This is a genomic window from Prochlorococcus marinus str. MIT 9515, assembly GCF_000015665.1.
Classification (GTDB): domain Bacteria; phylum Cyanobacteriota; class Cyanobacteriia; order PCC-6307; family Cyanobiaceae; genus Prochlorococcus_A; species Prochlorococcus_A marinus_P.
The window spans coordinates 1,066,457-1,093,060 of record NC_008817.1; the positions used below are offsets into that span (position 1 = coordinate 1,066,457).

The following is a 26,604-nucleotide window of genomic DNA, read 5'->3' on the forward strand; positions in this document are numbered from 1 at the left end:
TGCAGGAGAACTTAAAAAATAAATTTTAAGTTAAATCAAAAATACATCCTTTAATTTATGCAATTGTTTGTTATTGATTGGTCGTTCGAAAATAATGAAGATCAACTATTCGCTACAAATGAATTTTGTCAATACCTAAATGAAGGAATTTTAAATGAAACCATTGAAGGGTTTGACTTGAAATTTATTGCTCATACACCACAAAATAAATCTGGTGTAATTATTTGTCTGGCTCAAAATACTTCTGTTTTATTTAAGATTCTGAAATTCTGGAGAGAAAGTTTTAATATTACTTTCAACTTTAAACCGGCTTTAACAAACGAAGAATTACTCTCTTCTCAAAACGAAAAAGTATTCTGGTCAAAAGAATAGTTATCGACATAACAAATATGTATCATTTTTGTTATGTCACTAATAAATAGTCCTAAGAAGTTCAGCTTTTAATCCAATTATGCAAAAATGCTTTACAAAGATTTACATATCCTGTTACAATCATTTACATAAATTATCTTTATTATCATGACTCCTGAAGCAGAACGTTTTAATGGTTGGGCAGCAATGTTAGGTTTCGTTGCAGCCGTTGGTGCATATGTTACTACTGGTCAAATCATCCCTGGATGGTTCTAAAAAACTAATTACTAAAGTCACAGAAAAGGTGGATTGAAAACACCCAAAATGTTGATTTAAATACCATTGTTGATTTCTATTTCCATTTTAAGATTATCCTTTAATCATAAAAAGTTTAAAATCATTGGTAAAAAATAGTATTAATAGCACTAGTTAAAACTAAACAATACCTCTCAAATTTTCCTCTTGATATTTTGATGTTATTTATAGTTTTTCTATAAAATTTAAATTTACGCTATTATTTACAACTTTTATAAAAAGATTTTGGCTATACACCAAAGTCTTTTTTTTTGTTTTTTGATCAATAGGATTTTAAATAAAGAACATTCAAAATCTCAATTTTTGCTTAATTAAAATTTATTTGATCTTTTTATTTCTAATATATGTAAGGCCTTTAATCTGGGAATAATGTTCCTAAAATCCAACTATAATCAAACTCCAATTTTGATATCTCCAACAATAAACTAAAAATAAGTAAAAGAATAAATTACATAAAAAAATAAGATAAAACAAAAAAGATCTTATAACTTTAATTCTCTGGTTTATTATTATTTATCTGTATATTATCTCTGATTAATTATTTATAATTTTTTTGTTATCAATTAATAAAAAGACCTGCCAGGAGGCAGGTCTTTTAATGTGTGTAAGATTTTCTAAATTAAATTAATAAACTTAGAAACTAAATGATGTCTTAACCATTATCCCAGTCTTGTCGTCACTACCAGCTCTATCGGATCCACCGAATATTGCAGGAGTAACGTTAACATAACTCGGACAAATAAAGCAAAAAAATCATATAATCGTCTCCCTATTGGGGAAAGAGATGATTATTGATAAATATAAATAAACTTAAAAAAAAAAAAACCGCTTATTAAAGCGGTTTTAGTAAATAAAACACCGTTTAAGGCATTCTAAATTTTGAGTTAGAACTTAAAGGTTGTTTCAACAACAGCACCTAAATGATCTCTACCCTGTCTACCGGCACTACCAGCTCTATCGGATCCACCGAATATTGCAGGAGTAACGTTAACAGAATCATTAACTTGATAAGAATAATAAGCTTCCCAAGCTATAGGATCAACAGTTGTTTCGTCTTCTCTTGTTTGAGGCTGACCAAAAGCAACTCCAATTTTATCATCAGGAGTAAATGTATCTTCCCATGTTAAACCTACGAAATAAGCCGTAGTATTAGAGTTGGTAGTAGCATCTGTTTCTGAGGTGTCATAACCTAGAGAGATTGAAGGGGTCGCCTTACCAGCATCTTCAGGTCTCCACCAGCCTCTCAAACCGATGTTTGAACTATTACCACCGTTTGGTCTTAATTTACCAAATGGAGTTGTGTAATATGAGTCAGTCCAGCCGTTATACTTCATGTTAAGAATTACAGAAGCAGAGTAGGTTGGCTGTGTATATCCAATTTGAGTAGCCCAACTAGTAGCAGATTCGTTAGTTCCCCAACCACTGGTAGAATCGCCTTCTTTACTTACAACGTTTGAACTGATTGCAAAACCGTTATCAGCTTTGTAAGCCCAACCAAATCCAGGGTTAGTACTTGCACCGTAAGCTGCTCCGTTACCACCTAGTGTAAATTGCTTAGTTATAGGCTGGTATATGGATGGAGTAGTCGCATGCATATAGTAGTTTTCAATTTTTGGACCAATCCAAACTGTGTGTTTTTCACCAACAGGGAATGTGTACCAAATTTTGTCAACTTTTATAGCGTCGGCATTACCTTTAGATGAAGACAAATATGTTCCATATGTATAAGAAGTTTGCCAACCAGTTGCATTACCAGTTTTCAACCTAACATAAAGATTATCATCACCTGTAAAACTTGTATTGAGGTTACCCTGCCACATGTATGTAGCTAAAGTACCTTCAGTTTCTCCTGTTTCTTCAACATTTAATGCACCAACAGTGAAGATTACTTTACCGTCAAGTGTTGTTGTCTCAGAGAACCCACCATCATGACTATGGTTCTCAACTAATCCTTCACCACCCGCAATCAGTTTTTTTGCTGATGAAACATCATCAAAAGTACTTGAATTTATTTCGAACTCTTCAGAGTAGTTTGAAACATCATTAAAATTAACTTCAGATGCATTAGCAGCTAGAGGTGCTAAAAGACCTAAAGCAGCTGGTGCTACCAGCAAACGCTTAAAAAGCTTCATTAAATTCCTCACACAGAATATTCTTTAATATATTAACAAAGGATCACTAATTAGTTAAGAGTTTGTGGGAAAACTTATATATAGTCACATCAAATTATAAAGGACAAAAAAAGACCTGCCAGGAGGCAGGTCTTTTAATGTGTGTAAGATTTTCTAAATTAAATTAATAAACTTAGAAACTAAATGATGTCTTAACCATTATCCCAGTCTTGTCGTCACTACCAGCAGCTGTCTCCTTGATATAAACCAATGGAGTTATAGACATTCCATCATTTATTTCATAGGAGTAGAAAGCTTCGTACATCAAGAATTCAGGATCATATACATCGCCAATAGATGAACCGATAGTTCCTACAGCAGTACCAAGAGTACCTGGTCCCATCTCATCCCACTGAAGTCCAACAAACCATTGTGTTGTATCCGCAAGACCTTCACCTGTTCCTACTTCATAACCAGCACTTATTGATGGAACAGCACCTGTGTCAGATGGAGTCCAGTAGCCATTCAGTCCCAAGAAGTTTCTGTCATCATCTCCAGAATAATCATCTGTTTTCGCATAGGTTACAGAAGCACCATAGGAATCAGCAGCATATGATAGCTGACCGCCAAATACATCTGAACCTTCTTTAGTTGCAATTCCGGAAGTTGAACTCCCAGCGCCGGTGTAACCAACAGCGACTGTAAATCCATTACCGATGTCATAGCTTGCTCCTGCTGCGGTTCCAGCTCCTTCAGTCATCGCTGAATTACCGTTACCACAATCATCTAGATTGTTAGAAGGTCCTCCATAAACACAAGCTGTGTTGTAAAGGGTACTTCCATCGATATTGTCACCAACAACAACAGTTGTTTTATCACCAAGAGGGAAAGTATAAGAAATACCATCAATATTCAAGGCGTCAGATGTAGAGTTGAGATCAAATTCACTACCACCAGCGTTACCAGCATCGATAGAGACATCAAAAGAATCTTCTCCAGTAAAACTAGTGTTTAAATCGATTTGGAACCCATAATATGCTTGAACAGCTTCAGATGTTGTTGAACCATCCTCAGATCCTATTTCGAAATCAGCTGAGAAAGAGGCTGTTGTTGTTTCAGAGAAAGAACCAGCTTCAAAGTTGTTGAATCGAGCCTCTAAACCATCTACACGGCTATTAGTTACAGCCAATTCATTAGCAGGGTTAAAGTCACTAATACCTTTAACTTCCTTAGTGGAAGTATAACCAGAAACATCGGTTAGATTAATTTCATTTGCTGTAACAGACATTGGGGCTAATAAACCTAATGCCGCAGGAGCTACCAGCAAACTTTTAAAAAGTTTCATAAATTTCCTCACACGAAATTTTAAAGAACATTCAAATGGTACCATAAAAGCTACATAAAAAAGTATAATCAGTTACATTTCTGGCATATAGTGCCACTTCCCGATCTGTATTGTTTTTATTAAGGGAATAATTTCAATTGGGGACTCTAATCAGTTATTTTTTTTTGAAATTTTATAAGAAATCTCTTTAGTTTTATATTTTTTTTCTTTTTTGCTTCCAACTGAGTCCACATACCAACCTGTAGCTAATCTAGTATCAATTTCTTCATAGCTTTCATGTAAATTAAGCTTTTTAAGTGATTTTTTTTTATAGTCCATGAATTAATTAGTTTCAATAAGAAATATAGCATTCTGATAAAAATATGTCCTGAAACAAAAAATGATAGTAATACCAATTTTTTTATATGTAAAACAAATATCGTGAGAAATTTGAATTCTTTAGAAAAACGAAAAAAATATAGGATTACTCCTCAACTTTATAAAAAATTAGTTAGTTTTTATGGACAATATTTATTCACCTGAGGAGCACAAGGTAAAATGACTCAAATCAGTCTTTTAGTAAATTCTTTACCAAGAGAATTAGCAGAATTTTCTTTCTTTTTAATAATAGGATTTACGGCTGGATCCATGGGATTAATTTAATCCACTAGTTCCATTATTTAGAGGGATTAAAATCTTTGGATACACTGAATTAAAAATTAATTTCGTAACCAATCCATTAATATTTCTCCTAATAAACATTTAAAAATACATTGAATACCTCTACAAATTAGGCATGGTATTCTCAATAATTCATAAATTTATGAAAAGTTATATTTTGAAATTGCTATAGCTTTCAAAGCATATGGTGAAAAAATAAATTCAATTTTCAAAAAGTTATCGATGATTCAACAGGAAACTTCAATTTAAATCTTCCTTTCAACTTCATCAATTCAACGACAACTAATAATCCTAAAACTTCTTTACCATTACTCTCAAGTAATTTAGAAACACAACTCACCGTTCCACCAGTAGCCAATAAATCATCAACAATCGCATATGAGTTATATTTCTGAAGGCATTTTTTTTGTATTGAAAGTGAATTCTCACCATATTCTAAACTGTATTTTTTTTTTGAAAGTTCTCCTGGGAGCTTACCAGGCTTTCTTGCTACGATCATTGGTTTTGAGGCTTCCAGGGATATTGCAGAACCAAAAATAAAACCCCTAGCATCTATAGAAATTATTGCCTCAGCATTTCTAATGATTTGACTAGATGACATCTTTAAAATAAGTTCTTTAAATATCTTTGGTTCTTGAATAATTCCTAAAACATCTTTGAATTCAATTCCTTTTCTAGGAAAATCATTATATGTTTCAATCAACTCTATAAGCTTATTCTCCATTTCTCAATTTCGATTTAAATAGGTTCTATTAAATTTAATTTTATTTTAATTTTAACTAGTTTAAGTTATTTACACTAAATCTTTTTAAAAGTAGATGAAATTAAGTCCCGAGCAAAAACTACTAAAGGGAAAAGATCAAATTACAAATAAATGGTGAGAAAGTTTTGCAAAAAGTGACTTTATGAGAAACCTCATTATTAATTCAAAATTAATAATCAGAAATCATTGAAAAGACAAGAGGAAGAAGCATCTATTTTTTATCAATTATTTGTTAACTTATCCTTTTGTATATCTCGGCTAAAGACTAATACTTTATAAGCAAGTAGTGAAGCAGCTTGGTAGGCCCAGCTCGTTCGGAGGATCCTTTTTCACAATCGAGAATGTTTGAAAGAAATGATTTTCTTACTTTTCTAACCAATTATATATAGAGAGCAATAGAGATTAAACTCCAATATTGTTAGCGATAAAAATCATTTTCTAAATACAAAAGTGATTTATTATAAAAAAAATAGCACTTTGCTCTTTTATAGATGACTGTTATGAATTAAGATCTTATTAGCGGGGCGTGGCGCAGCTTGGTAGCGCGGGTGCTTTGGGAGCACTAGGTCGCAGGTTCGAATCCTGTCGCCCCGACTCAATCAAAACCAAGTTATACTAGCGAGTTACCCAGACTCGCTTTTTTATTGGAAATATTTGTTCACGCCTAAAGTGGACAGATAGTGGACAAATTACTATCCAAATATATGCATAAAAAATCTTATATTCTAAAATTTATGATTCTAAATTTTAAAAATACTAATAATATCTATATATAAGAACCTGAATGGTTATTCTAAAAGATATTTTATTGAGCAAAAAATTCTTCCCATTTATAAAGCGCGGTCAATCTAAGAATTTAATTTCTATATTATTAATTTCTATTTTTTCTGGTTATGGTTTTCAAAAGACGATAGCTGCAAACAATGAAACTAACATCACCGTTGGTCTAACATGCGGAATAATAGGTTGGAATAATGGAAAATGGGAGGAGCTTTCTTTAAATAGTGGACACTTAGATGCTCCTTGGTATACAGGTGAAAAAGGAGGGAATAGTTGGACAGAAAATGAAAATAATAAAGCTTCAAGGATATGGTCTGATAAATATTTTGAACAAAATTCCATCAATTGGATAAGATTTGCATATTTTTCAGATGAAGTTACCCAACCCACAAGAACGATGGTTCGTCATCATAGATGGAAAAATTCTACTTCTAGTCAATTTACTTGGACTGATGATAATAGAGTTCAAAATTGGGCACAGTATATAGGTAACTGCTCAACTGAGAATGGTATACCTGATGTTGGCATTCCAAATGAAGATATTGAGTTGTTGGCAAAAAATATAGTCTTAGAAGTATCAAATATTAGAGAAAACAACTATAAAATGGCACTAAACTTTTTACCGAAAAGTTTATTTGCAACAGGAGGGAAAGCTATTCAGGCTTATCAAAACGACCTCGTAACTGCAGTTAAAAAGAAATCAAAAAATAATAAAAAAGAAAAAGTTTCAATATGGACGTCAATATTTAGTGGAAATAACTCACCTTTTGATTTCAATACTAATAATTTTGGAGAATATGGGAATTGGAAAAGTGATCACAATGGTTTTCTTATTGGTCTAACTAATGAAGTTGGTTCAAATAAATTTATTTCTATATTTGGGAATAATGGTTCTGTTAAAGTCGATTTTCTTGATCAAGGAGGAGGAACATATAAACCTAAAGGGAATGGTTTTGGAATTGTTATTGGTAATGAATCAGAAAAAAATTATTCGCATTTTCTTTTTAGTAATACTAGCTTTAGTGGGAAACACAATCGCGGACTTATCCCGGTAGGTGACTTTGCTGGTGGATCTGCGAGCGGGAATAAGAGCATAACTTCTTATGTTTTTGATCTAACCATTGGCAAGAAAAAAGAGGTAAATGGATTTCTCATTAATCCTGAAATAAGTGGCACCTGGAATCAAAATGTAGATCATGAATGGAAAGAGTCAGGAGGTGATCCATTTAATCTTCAGTACAGCGAATACAAAGATAATTTTCTTCTCACAGAAATCTCAATTGCCATATCAAAAAAGGCTAAAGTTTATGAGAAATTCATATTAACTCCAACAATTAAAGCTGGATGGATTGTTGATTGGGATTTAAATAATAAGCCAGCAACAATTACTAATCTCAAAAATAACCAAACAATAACTATTAAACCTGATGAACAAAACCAGCAAGGAATATTAATAGAGAGTTCTATAAAACTAGGTTCAACGAAAGAAAGTGAGTCCAAGCTTGAGGCTGAAGTTTCATATGGAATAAAACTTTGGGAATCAAACCAAAAGTTTTCTGATTGGAGCGCCGCAATAGGATTGTCTTATTATTTCGATTAATAATAGATAATCAATTTAGTGGACAAATAGTGGACAAATAGTGGACAAATGTTGCTTGAATTGTAATGACAAAATACGCATAACTAAGAAATAAATTAGTCATAGCCTGAAAACCTAGTGCTGCACTAGAGCTGTTAAGTGCTTTGGGAGCACTAGGTCGCAGGTTCGAATCCTGTCGCCCCGACTCTTAAAAACCAAGTCATATAGAGAGTTTTCCCAAGCTCTCTTTTTTATTGTCTGCAATCTCAAATGAGAAAAGGGATCTGTAGGGGGATCTAAAAAGTTTAAACTTTCTGAAAAAGTGCTTAATTTACAGCAGTGGTGCAAGTAGTAAGCGTTGCATTTTAACTTTTTAACTTCTCTACTAATTTTTTACCAATACCTTTTATGTTCAATAGTTCTTCTTGTGGTGCATTTTTTACAGCTTCTATTGAAAGATAACCAGCATCCCAAAGTAATCCAGCAGTTTTACCACCAACACCATCTAGTTCACATAAAAGATCAGTAAAGAATGAGTCTGGGAATCCATGTTCAGTAACTAGTATTTTATAGATTTTTTTATAGCCAGTTGAACTTTGCGACATTACATCATTAATCTGATATAGCTTTTCTTCAATAGTTAAATCGGACTCCACAATAGTTCTAAAATCAATTAAATAATTTATCCAATCCTTATACATTTGGGATTCTGTTTTTAGGTTTCCAACTATTGTTGGTACTCCTACAGCAGACTCACCCCAACCACCATCTAGAGCAAATTCAGACGTTTGAATCCAATGACCATATCTTCTAAAAGGAGTTCCATCATCTGAATATCCAGTAGGTTCACCAAATAATTCTGGTTCAGTTGCACTTTTTAGTACTTCTTCGTGTTTCTCAAGATGAATTTTAGGTGTTGTTAATTGCAAAGTAGCAAAATATTCCCAAGTTAATAATCCAGTTTTCTCTTCTTCATCTGCTTCTTCCAGCATTTTTACCATATTAGGACTAAAGTTATGTTCTCTAAATTCTTTTTCATCAACCCAACCACGTTTCTTCCATTCGGGTTTAATCTTAGGTTTTAAATCTTTTAGAAAGTCAAACAAACCCATAAAAAGATGACATTTATATTTTCTACTTTAGAGCTACTGTCAATAAGATATTTGGTTTTAAATAAAATGTTATTTGGGCTTTAGTTTCCCCCATATGTATAAAAATTAAGTAGGAGATTTATTGTTTTTTCTTACTTTAATTATTCCTTCATTACTTTCTTGCAAAAAATTGATTAGTTATTATCTATAGACTTAAATGTTCTAATGTTTGAATCGATTTCATTTGTAGTATTAAATTCAGGATTTTGTCCGGACAATTCAGCAATACGTTTTGCTTGAGGTAATAACCTCTTTTCATAAGATCCTTGCGCATCGTTATAGGATTTATTCAATTTAGAAATATTTGAACCTATAGCAGAAAACTTTTCTACAAAGTTTATAAACCTCTTATGAAGTTCCGTAGACATTTGCTGAATCTCATTTATATTTTTTGTCATCTCAGCTCTTTGTATAGTCATAGAAAATCCTTTCAGTATTGCTAGGAGACTTGTAGGAAAAGTAAGAATTATATTTTTCTCAAATGCATATTCTAAAAGATAAGGATCTCGCTCTAAAGCCATGGATAATGCCCCCTCGACTGGAATATACAAAACAACTCCATCAACTACTTCACCAATTTCACTTAATTGATTTGCATAATCCTTTTTAGCTAGTTGATCAATATGGCTACGCACTTTTCTAAGATGGTCTGTTACCGCCTTTTCTTGAAGATTTTGATCAGTTTCTTTTATAGCATCTAAATAACTTTCTATAGGTGCCTTTGAGTCAACTATTAGTCTTCTTGATCCAGGGATAGTAATTACACAATCGGGTCTTAATCTACCCTTCTCTTCAGTTTCAATACTAACTTGCTCGTCAAAATCACAATAATTAATAAGTCCTACAAATTCTAAAATTCTTTTTAAATTAACTTCTCCCCATCTGCCCTTAACGTTGGGTGATCTTAGTGCACTTGTTAGTTGCATTGCAGCACCCTTAACATCATCACTTTTTTTGTCTAAATTAATTGTTGTTTGGTTTAACGCACTCAATTTTTCTATCGAATCCTTTGATAATAATTCCACTTGCTTTCTAAGAATTTCAACTTGTTTTGTAAATGGCTCTGTAACTGTTTCTTTAGTCCTTTTTAATAGATCTTCTTTTGATCCTTTAAGCATTTCGGCACTTAGTGCACGAAATTGTGTAACAAGATTAGCTTTAGCTTGCTCAAGAAATTTAGTTTGAGTTTCTTGGGATTTTAACTGTTCTTTTATTTCAGCAAGTCTATTATTGAGTTTCTCTTTTTCATTTCGAAGAATTTCTTTATCACTTATAGTAATTTTATGAAGCTCTTCTAATTTCTCTTTTTCAGATTCGATGCGTGATGATTCTTCAAATAGTGATTTATTTTGTTCCTTCAATTCTCCAATTTCAATACCAAGAGTTTCCTTTTGGTTTCTGAGATATTCAAAATCTTTTTTAAATTCTCTTTGATTATTCTCCAGCTTTATCTTTTCCTCTGAGACAACCTTTAATTCTGTTTCTTTTATTGCAGCTTTCTCACTTGACTCTAATAAATTCTGTTGATAAATTTTTACTTCTTTTCTTTGATTATTAAGTTCTAATAAAGTTTCTTCAAGGTTCTTTTCAACCTTTAATAGATTTTCTTCTAGAAAGCTTTCTTTACTTCCATCATTAGTCCTTGATTTTTTTGAATAAGAGCGACTAATTATAAAACCCACAATAATTCCAGATAAAACACCTGTGATGAAAAGAAGGACATTATCCAATAGATTCCTTTGCAGTTAAATTAATATTAATAAAATCTTTTAAATCAAACATCAATAAAAAAATTATTTACTATCACATCAAAAGCTCTTTTATTTACGACCCAATTAACCTTTAGCACTAGGTCGTTGAGGGGGATCTGTAGGGGGATCTAGAATGTATAAAGAAGTTAAATCAAGTTTAAACATCATGCAAAAGTGAGACTCAAACATATACCTGTATCTAAAATTATTCTTTACTACAACTGAAGCCTTACGATTTTCTCAAAATAACGTACTGGTGCTTTGGGAGCTCTAGGTCGCAGGTTCGAATCCTGTCGCCCCGATCAGTTATAGCAATAAGTCTCAGCTTATAATAAATTACACCCAAAAAAGGTTGCACCCAAAATGCACCCAAAAGTTATTTTCTCAAAATAATTGACATAACTTTAGGAGATAGTCAGGTATTTGGTTCTACCCGACTTATGGTGTAACTATCAAGAGTTTTTCTGTAACCCTTTTTTTATTACTTGGCTTACTAGTTCTAAATTACCTTCCTATTCTTCCAATAGCCTCAATTGATTTTTTTAAAATTTCTCCTTTCAAGGGAACGAAACCCAAGGCAGGAGCTTTATCTTGGTATTCATCGCTGAGTAATATATAGAATGTATCTTGAATTGCCTTAGTATTCCTGCCATTACCTTTTTCATAAGCAAGTATCCAAGTTAAGGTTGCTATTGGATAAGCTCCTTTAGCAGCAGGATTTGGATTTTTACCTGCCAAATTTTCATCTAGATTTATTCCATTTAAAGCTATTGCGCCTGATTCAGTATTGGGGGTAACGAATTCACCAGAAAGATTTTGAAGTGCAGCAGCCTTAACATTACCTTTAATGTATGACTGGTTTACATAACCAATTGCACCTGGAGTATTTTGAATAACACCTGCAACACCAGAATTTCCTTTTGCTCCAACTCCCGAAGGCCATTTAACAGATTTACCAGTACCTAAATTCCAGGTTTTAGAGAAAGCCTCCATAGAATTTGTAAAAGCTTTAGTCGTGCCTGATCCATCAGAACGATGTGTCCAAGTTAACTTACCTGATTTACAACCTAATTCTTTCCAGTTTTTAACCATACCCAATGCAACTTGTACTGCTTGCTCTTGAGTAAGTTTCAAATCACAATCATAGTTATATCCAAAAGCAATAGTTCCACCAACCATAGGTATTTGAACAAGTCCTCTTTTAACTTTCTCTATATCAGAATCTTTCATAGGGTCATCTGATGCACCAAAATTTACAGTTTCGTCTATGAAAGCTTTTCTTCCAGATCCAGAACCTAATGCTTGATAATTAACTCTAGGGCCTCCAGATTTAGCTAAGTCAAAAAACCACCTGGTATAAATTTTCGAAGGGAATGATGCACCAGCTCCACTCAATCTTTTTGAAGCCATCGCAGATGGAGAAAGTATTAATGAAATTGCAGAAGATAAAATGAGAGTTTTTTTAAAAATACTCATTAGCCACTTAGATTAAAGACAATTTATTTATAGCATCAAACAAAAGACGAAATTCAAAGATTAAGAAATGGAGCAAATTATTTTGATACAAGCAATAATTCTTGATATGTAGTCTTATTGATAGTTTTAAACGCTTATTACTTGCATAAAAAAGAGGGTTTTATCCCTCTATGTTAGATCGACTGTCAATCAATGATATTTTACAGCTCCTAAAGCACTAGGTCGTTGGTTAGCGATTATTTAGCGATTAATTGTATATCTAAGGATAATTTTGTATAACTTTGGCCTATTTTTAAGACTCGTAATTTTGTAGATATAGCAACTAACAAGCTATAGCCTGACTTGTTTATTTAACCTACTGTCTCAAATTGGAGGGCGGGTGCTTTGGGAGCATTAGGTCGTACGTTCAAATCGTATCGCCCCGATTAGCTGTAGCAATAAGTCTCAGCTAATACATATTTCACGCAAATTATTGCTTCACGCAAAACTCACGCAAAAGTTAGTAAATATGTGAATATTACGTCAAATATAAATTAGGAAACATCATTTCAGATGCGAATGCTAATGAAAAAGAAACAATTGCAAGCAGTATAAATAAAACGATAATTCCATAGATAGAGTCAAAGACTTTAATAGTTTTGGTAGAGGTCATTACAAAGGTAATAATTGATTTTGAGATGAAATACTTTCAATAACCATTAAGAGATCCATTTCATTGAGATTAGATAATCGTTCTTAAATTAGATATCATTACTATTTTCTTTCTAATAATTTTAAAAGATTAATGTATGAGGAGAAAGACTTAAATTTAAATTAATTTAAAGATTTAAATATAAATACTCAAGTATATCTACCTATATGATATGAATAAATAAAATAGGTAAATAACTGCGGCAGAACAATTTCACAGGGCATTTTAAGATTACAATAAAAATTATATATTTTTTTATTAGATATTAATTACTTAATATATGTAATATTTAATATCATTACATAATACTAAAAATTATATTTCTATTCAGGAAATTAGGAAATCTAAGGTATAGTTTCTCCACCTTAATTAAGGAGGTTTAGTTATGAAAAAAAGAGTCATAGTATTAGATACCAACGTTCTTTTACATGATCCGGAATCTCCACTTCATTTCACTAAAGATGATGTTGTTATTCCAATTCAAGTAGTTGAAGAGGTCGATAGGTTTAAGCGTGATCCAAGTGAAAAAGGCAGGAATGCCCGAAGAGTTTCTAGATTATTGGATAGCTTTAGAGAGAGAGGGAATTTATCTTCTGGTGTGAGAATAAATAATAAAGATGCAGGTCAAATAAAAGTTGCTTTCTGTAGAAAAGAAACTACTGATAGGTTACCCTCTGAGTTAAATGACAATAGTGGAGATAACAAGATTTTAGCGGTTGCTCTTGAACACAAAACTAATAAGGTATTGGCAAATTCTCCAGATGTAATTCTCATCTCTAAAGATACAAATTTAAGGATAAAGGCGGATGCAATTGGATTAAAAGCGGAAGACTACAGTAGCAATAAAATTTCTTTAGATAATTTAAATAGAGGATTTAGAGAGGTTATTTCTGATCAAAATGAAATTAATAAAATTCAAAAAGAAGGATTCATCTTTTTAAAAGATATTAAATTCAATTTAAAGCCAAGCTTATATTCTAATGAAGGTGTAATTCTCAGGGATAATCTTAAAGAAAATCATACATATTTATGCAGATATGACCCTATAGAAAAGAAATTGATTTCTTTGAATTGGTTAAGAAGATCTAATTTAGGAAAAATAAAACCAAAAAATTTAGAACAAAGTTTTGCCTTGGATTTGCTCCTTGATCCAGATATTCAGTTGGTTACTCTTATAGGAAAAGCAGGTACAGGAAAAACTTTATTGGCATTAGCTGTGGGATTAAATTTAGTTGCAGATGAAAATATGTATGAAAGATTATTAGTCTCAAGACCTCCAATTTCTTTGGGGAAAGAATTAGGATTTCTTCCAGGCAGTTTAGATGAAAAATTAGCTCCATGGATGAAACCTATTATTGATAACTTGGATTATTTAACAGGCTCAAAATTTAATAAAAAAGGTGAAAAAGTTGCACCTAAAGAGAGAGATAATAATGCAAGAAATTCATGGGAAGATCTCAAAGGGATGGGACTTTTAGAGGTTGAAGCAATCAATTATATTCGCGGAAGGTCAATTTCACATCAATTTATTCTTATTGATGAGGCTCAAAATTTAACGCCTTTAGAAGTTAAGACGATCGTTACTAGGGCTGGTGAAGGTACAAAAATTGTATTCACTGGGGATCCAAATCAAATAGATCATCCTTATTTAGACTCTGATAGTAATGGTCTTACATGGTTGGCTAAAAAACTTCAGGGTCAGAAAATAGTTGGCCATATTACCCTGTCACAAGGCGAAAGAAGTGATTTAGCTGAATTGGCCGCAAATATCTTGTGATTAAAAACTTAAAACATTAAAAAAATGGAGGAATTTTATGAAAAAAAATTTAAATTGTGATTTTGCAAAAGAACGAAGTAATGAGGCTCAAGTCGTCGCTAGTAATTTAGAAGCAATTTTAAAATCTAACTCTTATAAACTTGCGCATGAAGATTTGGAATTACTAAATACTGATGAAATGCGAGGCGTTCGAATGCTTCTTGAAATAACGAAGCCTGATCAAGCGATTGAAAAGGAAAATATAATTTCTACGGTTATTATTTTTGGTGGCGTTCATATATCAGAAGAAATCACTTCAAAGAGAAGATTGGACGAGACTTCAAAACTTCTTGAAAAAGATCCAAAATCTACTTTGTTAATGCAAAAAGTAAAAAGATATAAGAATCTATATTCAATGTCTCACTATTATTCTTCAGCTAGGGAATTATCTAAGTTAATATCAATTGAAACAAAATTAGAACGTCCTCATGCTCATGTGATAGTAACTGGGGGTGGACCTGGGATTATGGAAGCTGCTAATAGAGGGGCTTTTGATGCGGGTTGTAAATCTATTGGATTAAATATTAGTTTACCTAATGAACAGCATCCAAATTCATTTATTACTCCGGGATTATGTTTTAAGTTTAACTATTTTGCTATGAGGAAATTTCATTTTGTTATGAGATCTGAGGCCGCAGTTTTTTTCCCCGGTGGATTCGGAACTTTAGATGAATTATTTGAATTATTAACTTTGAGGCAAACTGGGATGAAGAAAAATATACCAATTATTTTATTTGGAAGAGATTATTGGAACAAAGTAATTAATTTTGAATATCTATGCGATATGGGTTTAATAGAGGAAAAGCATTTATCAATTTTTAAATATGCTGACAGTGCTCATGAGGCTTGGGCTTTGATAAAGAAGTTTAACAATAGTGATTGATTTTTAAGACATCATAATCTTTTAGCCCACGCAAAACTCACGCAAATCACAACTATTTAGTCCGAATTAGGCCACACTTATTTCTCTGAAAGTACTGATAGCAAGACAAGTCTCAGTTATAGCTTCAATCTTGCGGGTACTTTGGGAACACTAGGTCGCAGGTTCGAATCCTGTCGCCCCGACTCAATCAAAACCAATTCATAGGAAGCCATTCCAATGTTGCCTTTTTTCTTTCTCATTTGTCTTAAAAACTTAAATAGCTATTATTTGTATAACCTTGTAGGCTTTGTCCAGTTAATCGCTAACCACCACTACCACTTTGGCTCAGTAACCTGCCATCCTGAGGTGATTAATTGTTGGTACTCTTTACGAGCATCTTCAATTTTAATTTCCTTTCTAGTCTTCATAAAAGGTGGTGATTCACCATTAGAACCAACAACAATTCCACTATCAACAAACATATACTCAAAAAACTTATCCTTATTATTTCTATTTTTTGTAAAACGTCTTACCTCAGTCCAGTTAGGACATATTAACCATGCCTCTTCTGTTAGTTTCCTAGAGTCCTTATCCATTTACTATCATTTCCGTACTTTAGGTTTCTCCTCACAACCTAGTGGTGGGAGTAGTAAGTGTTTCATTTCTTTGAAGGAATATTATTTTTAACCTTTTCCTTTTCTTTTTTTTCTAATTGATGTTCTGGAGGACAATAATAATCATTGCATTCATCTAAACAATTCCCACTATTTCCATGACTTAACATTGGTGCTATTGGTAAAGCGAGGGCTGCTAGTAGTGGGAGTAGTAAGCGTCTCATTTATTTAATCCCATTATTATGAGGTTTGTTTTCTTTGTACTTGCCCATCGTTTCTTAGTTAGCTCTTGATATTCAGGACTATTGTAAGCATCTATCGCAGCTTGCTTTGAGGGGAATGAAATGACGACTGATAGTTCTCCACCTCTACCTTCAACAATTTGAGGCTCAGAATCTTTCATAACTAAAGATCCTCCTACTGACTTAAGCCAAGGTTTAAATTCTTGAACATATTCTTTGAAAGCTACTGGTTTTTTAACTGTGGTAATTAACAGCCAAAAGCCTGAAGCATTGACAGAAGTAGGCAAAGAAAGGGCAAGTAATAAAGGTATTAATATTTTACGCATTTAAAAAAGAGGGTTTTATCCCTCTATGTTAGATCGACTGTCAATCAATTAGTAATTAATTAATTTTTTATTTTCATCTCTTTTATTTATTCTTAACCCAATAAACAGCATCCATATAACTGCAAAGACAATTGGTAGGAAAACGATAGCAAGTTTCATCATTTTTTAAAAGTGTTATTTGATGAAAATAATAACCTTTAAATAAAAAACTAATGATAGGTACTTTATCTAAAAAATCCGATTTTGTTCTACTATGTGCCTTCTTAGCTAGGTAGTTGGTGAGTAGGAGGTGCGTGAAACTTCCTCTTCTTTCTTTTTAATCTCTTATACCCAACAAAAGAAACCAATATCAATAATAAAATAGTTATGGAGTTAATCATTTTTTAAAAAAACTTATATATATATATATATATACAAACTTATTTCTAATAAATATCAAATATTTTTACTTTATCTGATTTTATTAAAAAGAAAAAATAAACATTAAAAATGATGTGAATACTAGTTCAAATATCCCAGTAAAGACCAGCAATGAAAATCCCATAAATTACGAGTGAAGATGTAAGGAAATCAGCCTTGCCGCTGCTTGTTTCTGGGCTTTTTCTTATTGATTACATATAGCCTGCCCCTCCTTTTTACTATTTGATCATCTTGATCGATTTTTTTGATAGAGGATCTTACTTTCATAATTTAAAAACTGACATTTAGATCAATTATATATATTATAGAAATGATTATCATTTCTATTTGTCAAACTTAATGAATTTATGAACTTAAAATTTTCCTGGTATGTTTCAAACCAGCTCCAAGATTGGATTGTAAGTAAAAAACCTTTTTATCCAAATTTAGAAGAATGCATTAATTGGGTAAAAGATAAATTGAAAAGAGAGGGTTCAAGCTATGAGCTAACAAAAGAAGATCTTGAAGATATTGAAATGGCTTACGAATTTCAAACAAGTGATATAAATCAGAGATTAATCAATTAATATTTGGTTAATTATCAATTTTTGAATTTTAGCTTAGAGGTAAGTAAATACGAAAAATTCAATAATACTGAAAATAATACTGCTGAATATTCTAAAAGAGCTGAAAAGAGACTAGAAAATATGAAGACTCATGCTCGAATGCTGGGTAAATTCTTCTTGGTTTAATGACCCTAAATATGGCGAAGAATATAGAAATATCTTAAATGAGCAAGAAAATAATACTTTTATTGATTGACAGTTAATCGCTTGGGGATTTACTTCCTTTTTTTTCTGAGTGAAAAAACTTTCTGGGTATTTTAATTTAAATAGGTTCTTTTGATACAGGTATCAGTTAATTTGATTTAGAAACTTTCTACTCCTTTCATTACTAGCATTTGAAAAGAAAGCTTGAGGAGAGGACATTTCTACAATCTTTCCTGAATCAATAAATAAAACTTGATCACTTACTTCTTTAGCAAATTTAATTTCATGTGTTACTACAATCATAGTCATACCTTGATCAGCAAGCCTTCTCATTGCATCAAGCACTTCATTAATACGCTCAGGGTCTAAAGCACTAGTAGGTTCATCAAATAATAATAATTCAGGTTTTAATGCTAAAGATCTTGCAATAGCAACTCTTTGTTGCTCTCCACCACTAAGTTGACCAGGATACTTATTTGCATGAGATTCTATTCCCATTTGACAAAGTAGATTCATCCCATATTCTTCTGCTTCTTTTTTATTACGTTTTTGAACCTGGATCGGAGCAAGTGTTATGTTTTCTAAAATTGATAAATGAGGAAACAAATTAAATTGCTGGAAAACCATCCCAACTCTACGTCTAATTTTTTGAATTTTTCTTTCGTCAGAATCTGCCCTAATTTTTATCCCTAAAACATTTAATTCACCTTTATCAAAAGTCTCAAGACCATTAATAGTTCTAATAAGTGTACTTTTCCCTGATCCCGATGGCCCCATAATCACAAGAACTTTACCTTGATCTAAGGTAAATGAAACTTTATTAAGAGCAAGAGTACCTTTAGCATAAGATTTAGTGAGATTTTTAGCACTTAGTATTGGCTTCATAAGTATAAAATTAAAATCCTTTGTTAATTGTCATTCTCTGCTCGAGCTTTTTTGAAACAAATGCCATAACTGTGCAAAATAACCAGTATACGGAAGCTAACCAAATATATACTTCAATATATTGTCCTATGAATTCTGGATTGGCAAGAATACTTCTACTTACCCCAAGTAATTCCATTAAACCTAGGATAGACATTAAAGATGTATTTTGAAAAAGCCCAATTAACTGGTTTGTAATAGCTGGCAATGCAACTCTTAAGGCTTGAGGAATAAGAATAAATATATTGACTTGATATTTGTTCAAGCCAAGACTTTTAGCAGCTTCTATTTGATTATTAGGTATTGATTGTAATCCCCCGCGAATATCTTCAGCTATATATGCTGAAACAAATAAAGTAAATGCTATTATTGCCCTCCAGACACGTTCTATTTCTAGACCGACAGGTAGAAATAAAGGTATTAACAATTGTCCAAAAAAAAGTACGGCGATAAGAGGAACAGCTCTCATTACATCAATATAAAAAGAACTTAGTTTTTGAATTAAAAACATTGAACTTCTTCTGCAAAGAGCTAATACAATTCCAATTGGCAAAGAAAAAAGAATACTACAAGAAGTTATAAGAATTGTTAGTGTTAACCCACCCCAATGACGAGTCATTACAGGAACTAAACCCAAACCACCATTTAGCAAGTAAATCCCTAAAGGTACTGTTCCCATCCATCCAAAAATTAAATTTTTACGGAGCCAATTCCATTTTGGGCCATAAACAGTAATAAAGGTAATAGATAAAAGACTTAAGAACCAAAGAGTAGGCCTCCATTGCTCATTAATTGGAAAGCTCCCAAATGCATATAAATTAAGATTTGATGTTACAACTTTCCAATTTGATTTAAAAAAAATCCAAGTTGAAATTTTTAAAGTCAATAAAATTGAAAACACAAAAAATATAAAATTGAAAAAATTATATTTTGGTTTTGATTTTAAAAATTTTTTAAGTTTTTTAAATGAATGTGTATTTAAATTATTCATTAATAATTTATATCCTTTTTTTCATTATTGATTTATCAATAATTTCCATTACTTTTGTTATTAATAAATTAAGGATTAAAAAACTGAAAAGTAAAATTATAAAGCACTCTAAAGCTCTTCCCGTTTGGTTTATTATCGTATCATTTATCGCATAAATATCTGAATATCCTACGGCTATAGCGAGCGTACTATTTTTTGCAAGATTTAAATATTGACTTGTAAGTCCTGGAATAAAGGCTGGTAATGCTTGAGGTATTATTATTTTAATAAATCCTTGTTTCTCAGAAATACCTAAACTTCGAAATGCTTCCCATTGACCTAAAGGGACAGACTGAATTCCCCCTCTAATTACTTCCGCAATAAACGCACTTGAAAATATACTTAAACCAAACAATAATGCTGAAAACTCTGAAGAGAAATTAAGTCCAAATAACTCTATCCCTCTATTTGAAATATTCACTATATTTCTTACATTCAAAAAAGAATTATTTCTAATACTCAAAAATCCAACAAAATACCAACACATAAGTTGGATTAATAGTGGTGTCTGTCTAATAACTGTAATATATCCAGCTGTAAAAATTCTAAAAAATGAATTTTTACCTACTCTCAAAAAACCTATTAATGTTCCAAGACAAGTCGCTAAAATAAGAGATGAAATAATAACTTTCAAGCTATTCATCCATCCAATAAAAATGGCCCATGCATAATTATCTGAAGGACTGTAGGGCAAGGAATGTTCTGCTAAAGAAAAGCTTGCTGGCTTTATTAACCAATCAAACTTGAATCCTATGTCCGTTCTTTTAAGGTTAATCATTAAATTATTAATTAATATCCCTAAAAAACCAAGAACGGCAAACATCAAAACAAACTGAAGAACTATTTTTTTATTTTTACTCATTCTTCAACATATGTTGAAATTAATTAAATGGTGGAGAGATATGCAAACCACCTTTACTATAAATTTTATTTAATCCTCTTGGAATAGGCACATCACTGTCTTTCCCAAGATTTCTATCATAAATCTCACCATAATTTCCTGTAGCTTTTATAACATTTACTACGAAGTCATTTCTTAATCCAATTTTTTCTCCTAATCCTCCATCAATTCCAAGGAATCTTCTTAATGATTTTAATTGTGGATTATTTTTTGCGAGCTGAACCTTATCATCAATATTTAATTGGGTTATCCCTTGCTCTTCAGCTGCAATCAAAGCAAAAATGGTCCATCTCATAGCATCTGCAAGTTTCTGTTCAGACCCATTTGATGCTGGAGCTAAAGGCTCCTTACTTAAAACATTATCAAGAATGATATGATCTTTTGCATTCTTAAAACCTGATCTAGCTGCTGCTAATTGAGATCGATCAGAGGTCATCGCTTCGCATCGACCTTGTAGATATCCTGCGACTACCTGATTAAGATCTTGATATTTAATTGGGACATAAGGAAGCGAGAGACTTTCAAAAGTATCATTAATATTTTGCTCTGTGGTTGTTCCTGAGCCTACACATATAGACTTATTTGCAAGTTCTTGAATACTGTCAATACCACTATTTTTTTTAACCATTAATCCCTGTCCATCATGAAAAACTACAGGAGCGAAAGTCAGCCCATTCCCCTCAAAAGAATCTCGACTAAGAGTGAAAGTAGTGTTCCTTGACAACAAATCAATATCTCCTGTTTTAATAGCTAAAAATCTTTCAGCAGCGGTCAGAGGTCTAAACTGAATTTTTTCTGAATCTCCTATTATTGCTGAAGCAAAGGCTTTACATATATCTACATCTAATCCTTTATATTTACCATCTCTTTCAATAAAGCTAAAACCTGGAATTTTTCCACTGACCCCGCAAATCAATTCATCTCTTTTTTGAATTAGGGAAAGCCTAGAAATATTTTCTTGTTGATTGCTGGCGCAACCAGTTAAAAGTAAACCAAAAGCGGCAATTCCAAAGAACAATCTATTTATCATATTTTTTTAATAAATTAATTTTAAATTTTTCTTAATTTTAATGTGCATGTCAATTAATAAAAATATTTTAGATATTTTTCCCTACTGTCATAGAAGTAGTAAAAGAGTAAATAATTTATTCTTTTTTTTCTCTAAGGCGGGCGATCTCCCTGTGATTAAATGTATAACTATGCGATAGTTTGCTACATATGAAATAATCCTTGACACTCAAACAAATCCCTTTTATACCAACTAATAAGCTAAAGCCTCACTTGTTTATTTAGACTACTGTCGCAATTTGCGTAACGGGTGCTTGGAGAGACTAGAACGCAGGTTCGAATCCTTTCACACCGATTGACTTCTCAGGAAACAAGAAATAAGACCTAGCGATTTGATGGAGATTATCTTCTATACCTTGTCATACTTTGCCAACTTAATCGTTTTTTTTACTCTCTATAGTATTAATTTAATCATCGGCTTCAGCATAAATATCAAACGTATTTGCCTTTCCAAGGGAATATTCTAGGCTTTGCCTTAATCACATTTCTTGTGATTTTCTAGTTAAATAAAGTTATTTATTTTTTAGTGGTGCTATTTCTTCCCTAAACCAATTCATTTCGGTCTAATTTTATTTTCAGCCTTTTTATCAAGCAGCAGTGACATTACTTAATCTTTAAGATGAAGTGATGGATATAGAACAAAAACTAATAAAATTACTTTTTGATAAACCAAATTCAAAAGATATTTTATTATTAGCCACAAAACTTGAAAGCAAATCAAATTTTCTTCTTAGCAAAGATATTGAAAAATTAGAGGGAATATGGGAATTAAGGTGGAGCAGCTCTAATGCTCCATTTTTAAATTATTCTCCATTAGTAGATAATCTACAAATCTTGGATCCTTTAAAGTCAAGTGCCATGAACTTGCTTAAACCAAGAGGTATTAATGCAATTGTTGGGACTGGGATCATAGCAAAGTTAAAAGCAATCAATGAAATTAGAGTTGGAGTGCAATTTACTCATGCCGGATTAATAGGTCCCCAAATAGGATTCAATAAAGTAAAAGCATTAGCAGAAATAAAAAAAGAGCAAAAAGGATGGCTAGATATCACCTATTTAAGTGAGGAGCTAAGAATATGCAGAGGAGATAAAGGGACATTATTTGTATTAAAGAAAAGAAGCGATGAAATATTATTCAAAAGATTCCAAGGATTTATTGATAAGATTTCGAGTGAAAAAGAACGAACTTAGCTACTAATAAAAAAAAGACATTTAGAACAAAATAAAATATATGAATGAAGAACATTGGCTAATAAATTCAAGCAGGTCAAGAGTAAAAAGATTCATGAGAAATAGACAGAACAAAGATAAATTCTTTGAATATATGTTTATTGATTCTGGAAAAATTGTAGGCATATTAGGACAACAACCACCAGTTATAACAACAAGAGAAGAACTAAAAATTGATGAAGCCAGAGAAGAATGGAAAAAGTTTATTTCTCAAGGATGGAGAAAAACTAAAGTAGTTTGGTAAATCAAATATTCACACTCATTAGAAGTGAATATCTTGATTGACAGTCGATCTAACATAGAGTGATAAAACCCTCTTTTTTTTAATTGATAAAAGATTTATAGTTGAAAAGATAATGACTCTTTTTATTTATTGAATTGGTTAAACAATGGAATTACTTCATCAAATATTTCCCCCGTGGCATATATATTTAGATGTTTTTCTGCTTGGTTTTGGTTTATATCTTTACCTAAGAATTACTAATAAAATAAATACAAAATAAACACCTATATTAATTTTTAAGTTTAATTTTCCCATCAATTTCAAAAAATCAAATATTCAACAACATCAATATTTGGGTCATTATGTCCATAAGCGACCTCTTTTCTCATAGCGCTTTATTCCTCTATTCCAGCCACCGTTTCTAAGTTTCCAACTCAAATTTCAAGCGGCGCAATTAGTAAGCTTTTCATTTATTTAGAGAGTATTTGGTCGAGGTATTTGGCATACAAGACATTATTCATTTGTTGACTCATAGGGAGATAGGTCAACAACATTAAAATTTCTTTCTCATCATTTTTAGTAATTACATATTGAGAATCTTGTTTCTTAATCCATAACTTACATTGTGCAAATGAGGGATAATTTGGCTCATTATCAATAATCCAATCAGCTAATCCACTAAATAATTTTTTTTTAACTTCTTTATTCAAAAAAATAATCAATTTCATTACAATACTAAAAATTAACCTCTAACCTTGCGAGTTAATCTTCATTAGAAATATACATAATTAATATACGTATCATTTTTTTGAGGTCATTTTGAAGGTCAAATATGCAAAACCACCAAGTAATAATAAACTAGCGACTATATAAGGAATTGCTATTCCATAAGTATAAGTCACTTAATCTTTCTTTTTATTTTTCTTTTTTTTAGTTCCTTCTATATATGGAACAAGTAAGTCGAGTAACCACCTTTTAAATATGTCTATTGGGTTCTTCATTTTTTTATCTAATAAAGTAAATAATCCCACCAACAAATGTGCTTCCTACAAGGATCAAGACCATAACAACTGCAATTAATTTTGGTAAGCTTCCAATCATTTAACTGATTAAAGAAACAAGAAGAGTCATTATCTTTTCTAAAATAAATTTTTTATCCATTAAAAAAAAAGGGTTTTGTTCTTCTATATTAGAGCGAATGTCAATTATCAACAAAAAAAGATTGACTTCCAACTGGAAAGAAATCAACCTTAATGACTTAGTTATGTGTAGTAGGCACTGGTCTAAAGCTAATCAATTTAACGCACCTAAATCATTGATCTACGCTATTAATAACGCACCTAAATCATTGATCTACGTTATTTAATTGGTTGGCTTTTTTAACCAGTAACAAAAAAATAGTATGGATATTTTGTTTTGTATATGGGTAGTTATGCTGGTTTATCTAACTGAAACATGGGAACTCAATAATTACTGATAATTTTCCACCTTTCCCTTCAACAGTTTGACCATCTAGATCCTTTGCAAATAACGAAACACCTACTGACTAGATACAAGGTTGAAATGCTTCAACATATTCATCAAACGCTGTATTTTTAACTATGATGGTTACGAGCCAAAATCCTTTAGACATTAAATAAAAAATAAATTCTTAGTACTTTAATTGGAAATATCGATGTGAGTAGTAAGCGTTTCATTTTTTCTTATTTAATACCTAAATATCTCTCACAGTAGTAGTTGGCTAACTCGCGATTATCATAATTTTTTATTTCCTTTAAATTAAGCTTCTTTATCGCTTCATCGCCTGTGATTTGATAGCTTGAATTTAGTTTCGCGCAGGTATCTTTTACTTCTGATTCTTTATCAAAAGGAGTTCTGAGATAAAAAGTAAAAATAAATAGGAACAAACCAAAAGTTATTAATTTCCTATGATTTCTCCACCATTCATAGGAGTTTAAGTTTAAAACTTTTTTAAATTCTTTCTTAGCCATAAAAAAGAGAGGGTTTACATCTATATTAAATCGACTGTCAAAAAATGGATCTTATATTTCGAAATTTATTTGCCACACATTTAAAATGAAATCAAATACTATAATTCGATGATTTATAAATAAATTTTGAAAAAATTCCTAATAATAAATAAAAGATTTCTACTAAAAAACAAAGGTAAATGTTAATAATGAAGAATAAACCTCATTCACTGAGAGCTTTAAAACAATTATTAATTATGGCGGAGGAGGCTTAATTGGTGTTTTTATTATTCGTGGTGTCATGGAAATTCTTTCCAATTAGGTTCTTTTTATCTATTTATACGAGGTTCATTTAAAAGTACACTAATTCTCTAGCTTTAACCTTCAAAAGTGCTTTACAAGTTAACTAATCGCCACTAAATCAAGTTTTATATGGTTATTTATTCATATACATCGGTTTTTACGATTCGGTTTTGACGTGTAAACCGAAGTTCGGTGTATTTGCCCTATATAATCATTCGGTTTTTAACCTTACAAATATCGCTTATTAACATGAAAATAGATATGTACTAATTCAGAGGAAAAAATGTATTCAATGTTTGATCTATTCTTTGATACTCCAGCATATAGACCAGTATATGTAATCTCTGATAGTGAGATGAAGGAGTTACAAAGAACACAAACTCAAGATGAACTTGAGGAAATTAGTCATCAAAAGAAAAGACTTGAAGAAGCATACAAATCTCAAGTCAAACATCTAGATGAAAGAGCAAAAGAGTTAAAAGCTGAACTAAAAGCTATTGAACCCGCCAAGAAAAAAGTTTAGATTTTGATTTTTTATGTGAAAGAGGGTTTACCCCTCTTTTTTTTTGTTCCTAAACCCCACTATTAATCTAATAACAATAAAAGGACAATATAGAAGTAGATACATGAGCCGTTATGAAACTCATTACTCCTTTCAATATCCTTAATCGAAACTTCAATGAAATGGATTTAATTAAAGATGTAATGAAAAAAAGAAAAATTGGCCACTGAAAAATCGAATGAAGATTATAGAAAAATGTATAAAAATCTCAATTTGCTGATTAGTTCTTAATAAAAAATTTTCAGGCACTTTGGGAGCACTAGTTCACAGGTTAGAATCCTGTCGCCCCGACACTGAAAAACAAATTCATACTAGAGTTATACAAACTATCTAAGTTTAGATTGACTTTCCAAAAACCAATCAATTAGCTGACCTATTTAACACTGGGTAC

Annotated in this window: 27 protein-coding genes and 1 tRNA gene; 11 read left to right on the forward strand and 17 right to left on the reverse strand. The window is 31.5% G+C overall.

The window, feature by feature from the left end; genetic code table 11:
- Positions 1-57: 57 nt before the first annotated feature.
- A complete protein-coding gene (locus P9515_RS05860) occupies positions 58-372 on the forward strand; it encodes a DUF3303 domain-containing protein (RefSeq protein ID WP_011820516.1) in 315 nt (104 codons plus the stop codon).
- Between the two features lie 147 nt (positions 373-519).
- Positions 520-627: a high light inducible protein gene (locus tag P9515_RS05865; RefSeq protein ID WP_011132751.1), complete on the forward strand. Its 108-nt coding sequence runs from the start codon at positions 520-522 to the stop codon at positions 625-627.
- 923 nt (positions 628-1,550) lie between these two features.
- On the opposite strand, the gene P9515_RS05870 is transcribed toward P9515_RS05865, so the two are convergent.
- The 4 genes from P9515_RS05870 to P9515_RS05880 all read right to left on the reverse strand — a co-directional run bounded on the left by P9515_RS05870 (position 1,551) and on the right by P9515_RS05880 (position 5,506).
- Positions 1,551-2,798, reverse strand: coding sequence for a porin (locus P9515_RS05870; protein ID WP_011820517.1), 1,248 nt, complete (start codon positions 2,796-2,798; stop codon positions 1,551-1,553).
- 172 nt (positions 2,799-2,970) lie between these two features.
- Complete coding sequence (locus P9515_RS05875) at positions 2,971-4,122, reverse strand: porin (protein WP_011820518.1); 1,152 nt, start codon at positions 4,120-4,122, stop codon at positions 2,971-2,973.
- A 150-nt stretch (positions 4,123-4,272) separates the two neighbouring features.
- The gene (locus P9515_RS09760; RefSeq protein ID WP_011820519.1) at positions 4,273-4,440 is read right to left on the reverse strand and encodes a hypothetical protein; all 168 of its coding nucleotides are present in this window, start codon (positions 4,438-4,440) and stop codon (positions 4,273-4,275) included.
- A 550-nt stretch (positions 4,441-4,990) separates the two neighbouring features.
- Entirely contained in the window at positions 4,991-5,506 is a 516-nt protein-coding gene (locus tag P9515_RS05880) for an adenine phosphoribosyltransferase (protein WP_011820521.1), read from the reverse strand.
- A gap of 559 nt (positions 5,507-6,065) precedes the next feature.
- Here P9515_RS05880 and P9515_RS05885 point away from each other — a divergent pair.
- Positions 6,066-6,139: transfer RNA gene (locus P9515_RS05885), tRNA-Pro, on the forward strand.
- A gap of 190 nt (positions 6,140-6,329) precedes the next feature.
- Complete coding sequence (locus P9515_RS05890; RefSeq protein WP_011820522.1) at positions 6,330-7,925, forward strand: autotransporter outer membrane beta-barrel domain-containing protein; 1,596 nt, start codon at positions 6,330-6,332, stop codon at positions 7,923-7,925.
- A 344-nt stretch (positions 7,926-8,269) separates the two neighbouring features.
- Here P9515_RS05890 and P9515_RS05895 read toward each other — a convergent pair whose 3' ends face one another.
- The 3 genes from P9515_RS05895 to pstS form a co-directional block, all read right to left on the reverse strand.
- Entirely contained in the window at positions 8,270-9,016 is a 747-nt protein-coding gene (locus P9515_RS05895) for a helix-hairpin-helix domain-containing protein (protein ID WP_011820523.1), read from the reverse strand.
- Between the two features lie 173 nt (positions 9,017-9,189).
- Complete coding sequence (locus P9515_RS05900) at positions 9,190-10,785, reverse strand: DNA recombination protein RmuC (protein WP_011820524.1); 1,596 nt, start codon at positions 10,783-10,785, stop codon at positions 9,190-9,192.
- A 525-nt stretch (positions 10,786-11,310) separates the two neighbouring features.
- Positions 11,311-12,282 (reverse strand): phosphate ABC transporter substrate-binding protein PstS, encoded by a 972-nt coding sequence (pstS, locus tag P9515_RS05905; protein ID WP_011820525.1) that lies wholly within the window; start codon positions 12,280-12,282, stop codon positions 11,311-11,313.
- Between the two features lie 1,076 nt (positions 12,283-13,358).
- On the opposite strand from pstS, the gene P9515_RS05910 reads away from it, so the two are divergent.
- Together P9515_RS05910 and P9515_RS05915 are read left to right on the forward strand one after the other, a co-directional pair.
- The gene (locus tag P9515_RS05910) at positions 13,359-14,750 is read left to right on the forward strand and encodes a PhoH family protein (protein WP_011820526.1); all 1,392 of its coding nucleotides are present in this window, start codon (positions 13,359-13,361) and stop codon (positions 14,748-14,750) included.
- Between the two features lie 37 nt (positions 14,751-14,787).
- Complete coding sequence (locus P9515_RS05915) at positions 14,788-15,672, forward strand: LOG family protein (protein WP_011820527.1); 885 nt, start codon at positions 14,788-14,790, stop codon at positions 15,670-15,672.
- Between the two features lie 311 nt (positions 15,673-15,983).
- On the opposite strand, the gene P9515_RS05920 is transcribed toward P9515_RS05915, so the two are convergent.
- From P9515_RS05920 to rpmJ, 4 genes are all read right to left on the reverse strand, one after another.
- On the reverse strand, positions 15,984-16,247 hold the full coding sequence (locus P9515_RS05920) for a DUF1651 domain-containing protein (protein ID WP_011820528.1): 264 nt from the start codon (positions 16,245-16,247) through the stop codon (positions 15,984-15,986).
- 62 nt (positions 16,248-16,309) lie between these two features.
- Entirely contained in the window at positions 16,310-16,489 is a 180-nt protein-coding gene (locus P9515_RS05925; protein WP_011820529.1) for a hypothetical protein, read from the reverse strand.
- Positions 16,486-16,833, reverse strand: coding sequence for a DUF1330 domain-containing protein (locus P9515_RS05930; protein WP_011820530.1), 348 nt, complete (start codon positions 16,831-16,833; stop codon positions 16,486-16,488). The genes P9515_RS05925 and P9515_RS05930 overlap by 4 nt, the downstream gene beginning before the upstream one ends.
- A gap of 570 nt (positions 16,834-17,403) precedes the next feature.
- Entirely contained in the window at positions 17,404-17,520 is a 117-nt protein-coding gene (gene rpmJ / locus P9515_RS09360) for a 50S ribosomal protein L36 (RefSeq protein WP_011820532.1), read from the reverse strand.
- Positions 17,521-17,600: 80 nt separating this feature from the next.
- Between rpmJ and P9515_RS05935 the strand changes: the two genes are divergently transcribed.
- Positions 17,601-17,819 carry a hypothetical protein gene (locus P9515_RS05935; protein ID WP_011820533.1) on the forward strand — a complete coding sequence of 73 codons (219 nt, stop codon included), beginning with the start codon at positions 17,601-17,603 and terminating at the stop codon, positions 17,817-17,819.
- 327 nt (positions 17,820-18,146) lie between these two features.
- On the opposite strand, the gene P9515_RS05940 is transcribed toward P9515_RS05935, so the two are convergent.
- From P9515_RS05940 to P9515_RS05955, 4 genes are read right to left on the reverse strand one after another with little or no spacing between them, the layout of a single operon-like run.
- Positions 18,147-18,887 (reverse strand): amino acid ABC transporter ATP-binding protein, encoded by a 741-nt coding sequence (locus P9515_RS05940; RefSeq protein ID WP_011820535.1) that lies wholly within the window; start codon positions 18,885-18,887, stop codon positions 18,147-18,149.
- 10 nt (positions 18,888-18,897) lie between these two features.
- Complete coding sequence (locus P9515_RS05945; protein WP_011820536.1) at positions 18,898-19,917, reverse strand: amino acid ABC transporter permease; 1,020 nt, start codon at positions 19,915-19,917, stop codon at positions 18,898-18,900.
- Between the two features lie 7 nt (positions 19,918-19,924).
- Positions 19,925-20,818, reverse strand: a complete 894-nt coding sequence (locus P9515_RS05950) for an ABC transporter permease subunit (protein WP_011820537.1) — start codon at positions 20,816-20,818, stop codon at positions 19,925-19,927.
- A gap of 19 nt (positions 20,819-20,837) precedes the next feature.
- Positions 20,838-21,887, reverse strand: a complete 1,050-nt coding sequence (locus P9515_RS05955; protein ID WP_011820538.1) for an amino acid ABC transporter substrate-binding protein — start codon at positions 21,885-21,887, stop codon at positions 20,838-20,840.
- Between the two features lie 665 nt (positions 21,888-22,552).
- Between P9515_RS05955 and P9515_RS05960 the strand changes: the two genes are divergently transcribed.
- Positions 22,553-23,116, forward strand: a complete 564-nt coding sequence (locus P9515_RS05960) for a PAP/fibrillin family protein (protein WP_011820539.1) — start codon at positions 22,553-22,555, stop codon at positions 23,114-23,116.
- A 40-nt stretch (positions 23,117-23,156) separates the two neighbouring features.
- Positions 23,157-23,399, forward strand: coding sequence for a DUF1651 domain-containing protein (locus tag P9515_RS05965; RefSeq protein ID WP_011820540.1), 243 nt, complete (start codon positions 23,157-23,159; stop codon positions 23,397-23,399).
- A 449-nt stretch (positions 23,400-23,848) separates the two neighbouring features.
- Here P9515_RS05965 and P9515_RS05970 read toward each other — a convergent pair whose 3' ends face one another.
- Positions 23,849-24,088 carry a hypothetical protein gene (locus P9515_RS05970; protein WP_144038781.1) on the reverse strand — a complete coding sequence of 80 codons (240 nt, stop codon included), beginning with the start codon at positions 24,086-24,088 and terminating at the stop codon, positions 23,849-23,851.
- A gap of 488 nt (positions 24,089-24,576) precedes the next feature.
- Here P9515_RS05970 and P9515_RS09765 point away from each other — a divergent pair, with 488 nt between their 5' ends.
- Complete coding sequence (locus tag P9515_RS09765) at positions 24,577-24,744, forward strand: hypothetical protein (protein WP_187146017.1); 168 nt, start codon at positions 24,577-24,579, stop codon at positions 24,742-24,744.
- Positions 24,745-25,081: 337 nt separating this feature from the next.
- Here P9515_RS09765 and P9515_RS05975 read toward each other — a convergent pair whose 3' ends face one another.
- Positions 25,082-25,369, reverse strand: a complete 288-nt coding sequence (locus P9515_RS05975) for a hypothetical protein (protein WP_011820543.1) — start codon at positions 25,367-25,369, stop codon at positions 25,082-25,084.
- 565 nt (positions 25,370-25,934) lie between these two features.
- Here P9515_RS05975 and P9515_RS05980 point away from each other — a divergent pair.
- Positions 25,935-26,174, forward strand: a complete 240-nt coding sequence (locus P9515_RS05980; RefSeq protein ID WP_011820544.1) for a hypothetical protein — start codon at positions 25,935-25,937, stop codon at positions 26,172-26,174.
- Positions 26,175-26,604: the final 430 nt, after the last annotated feature.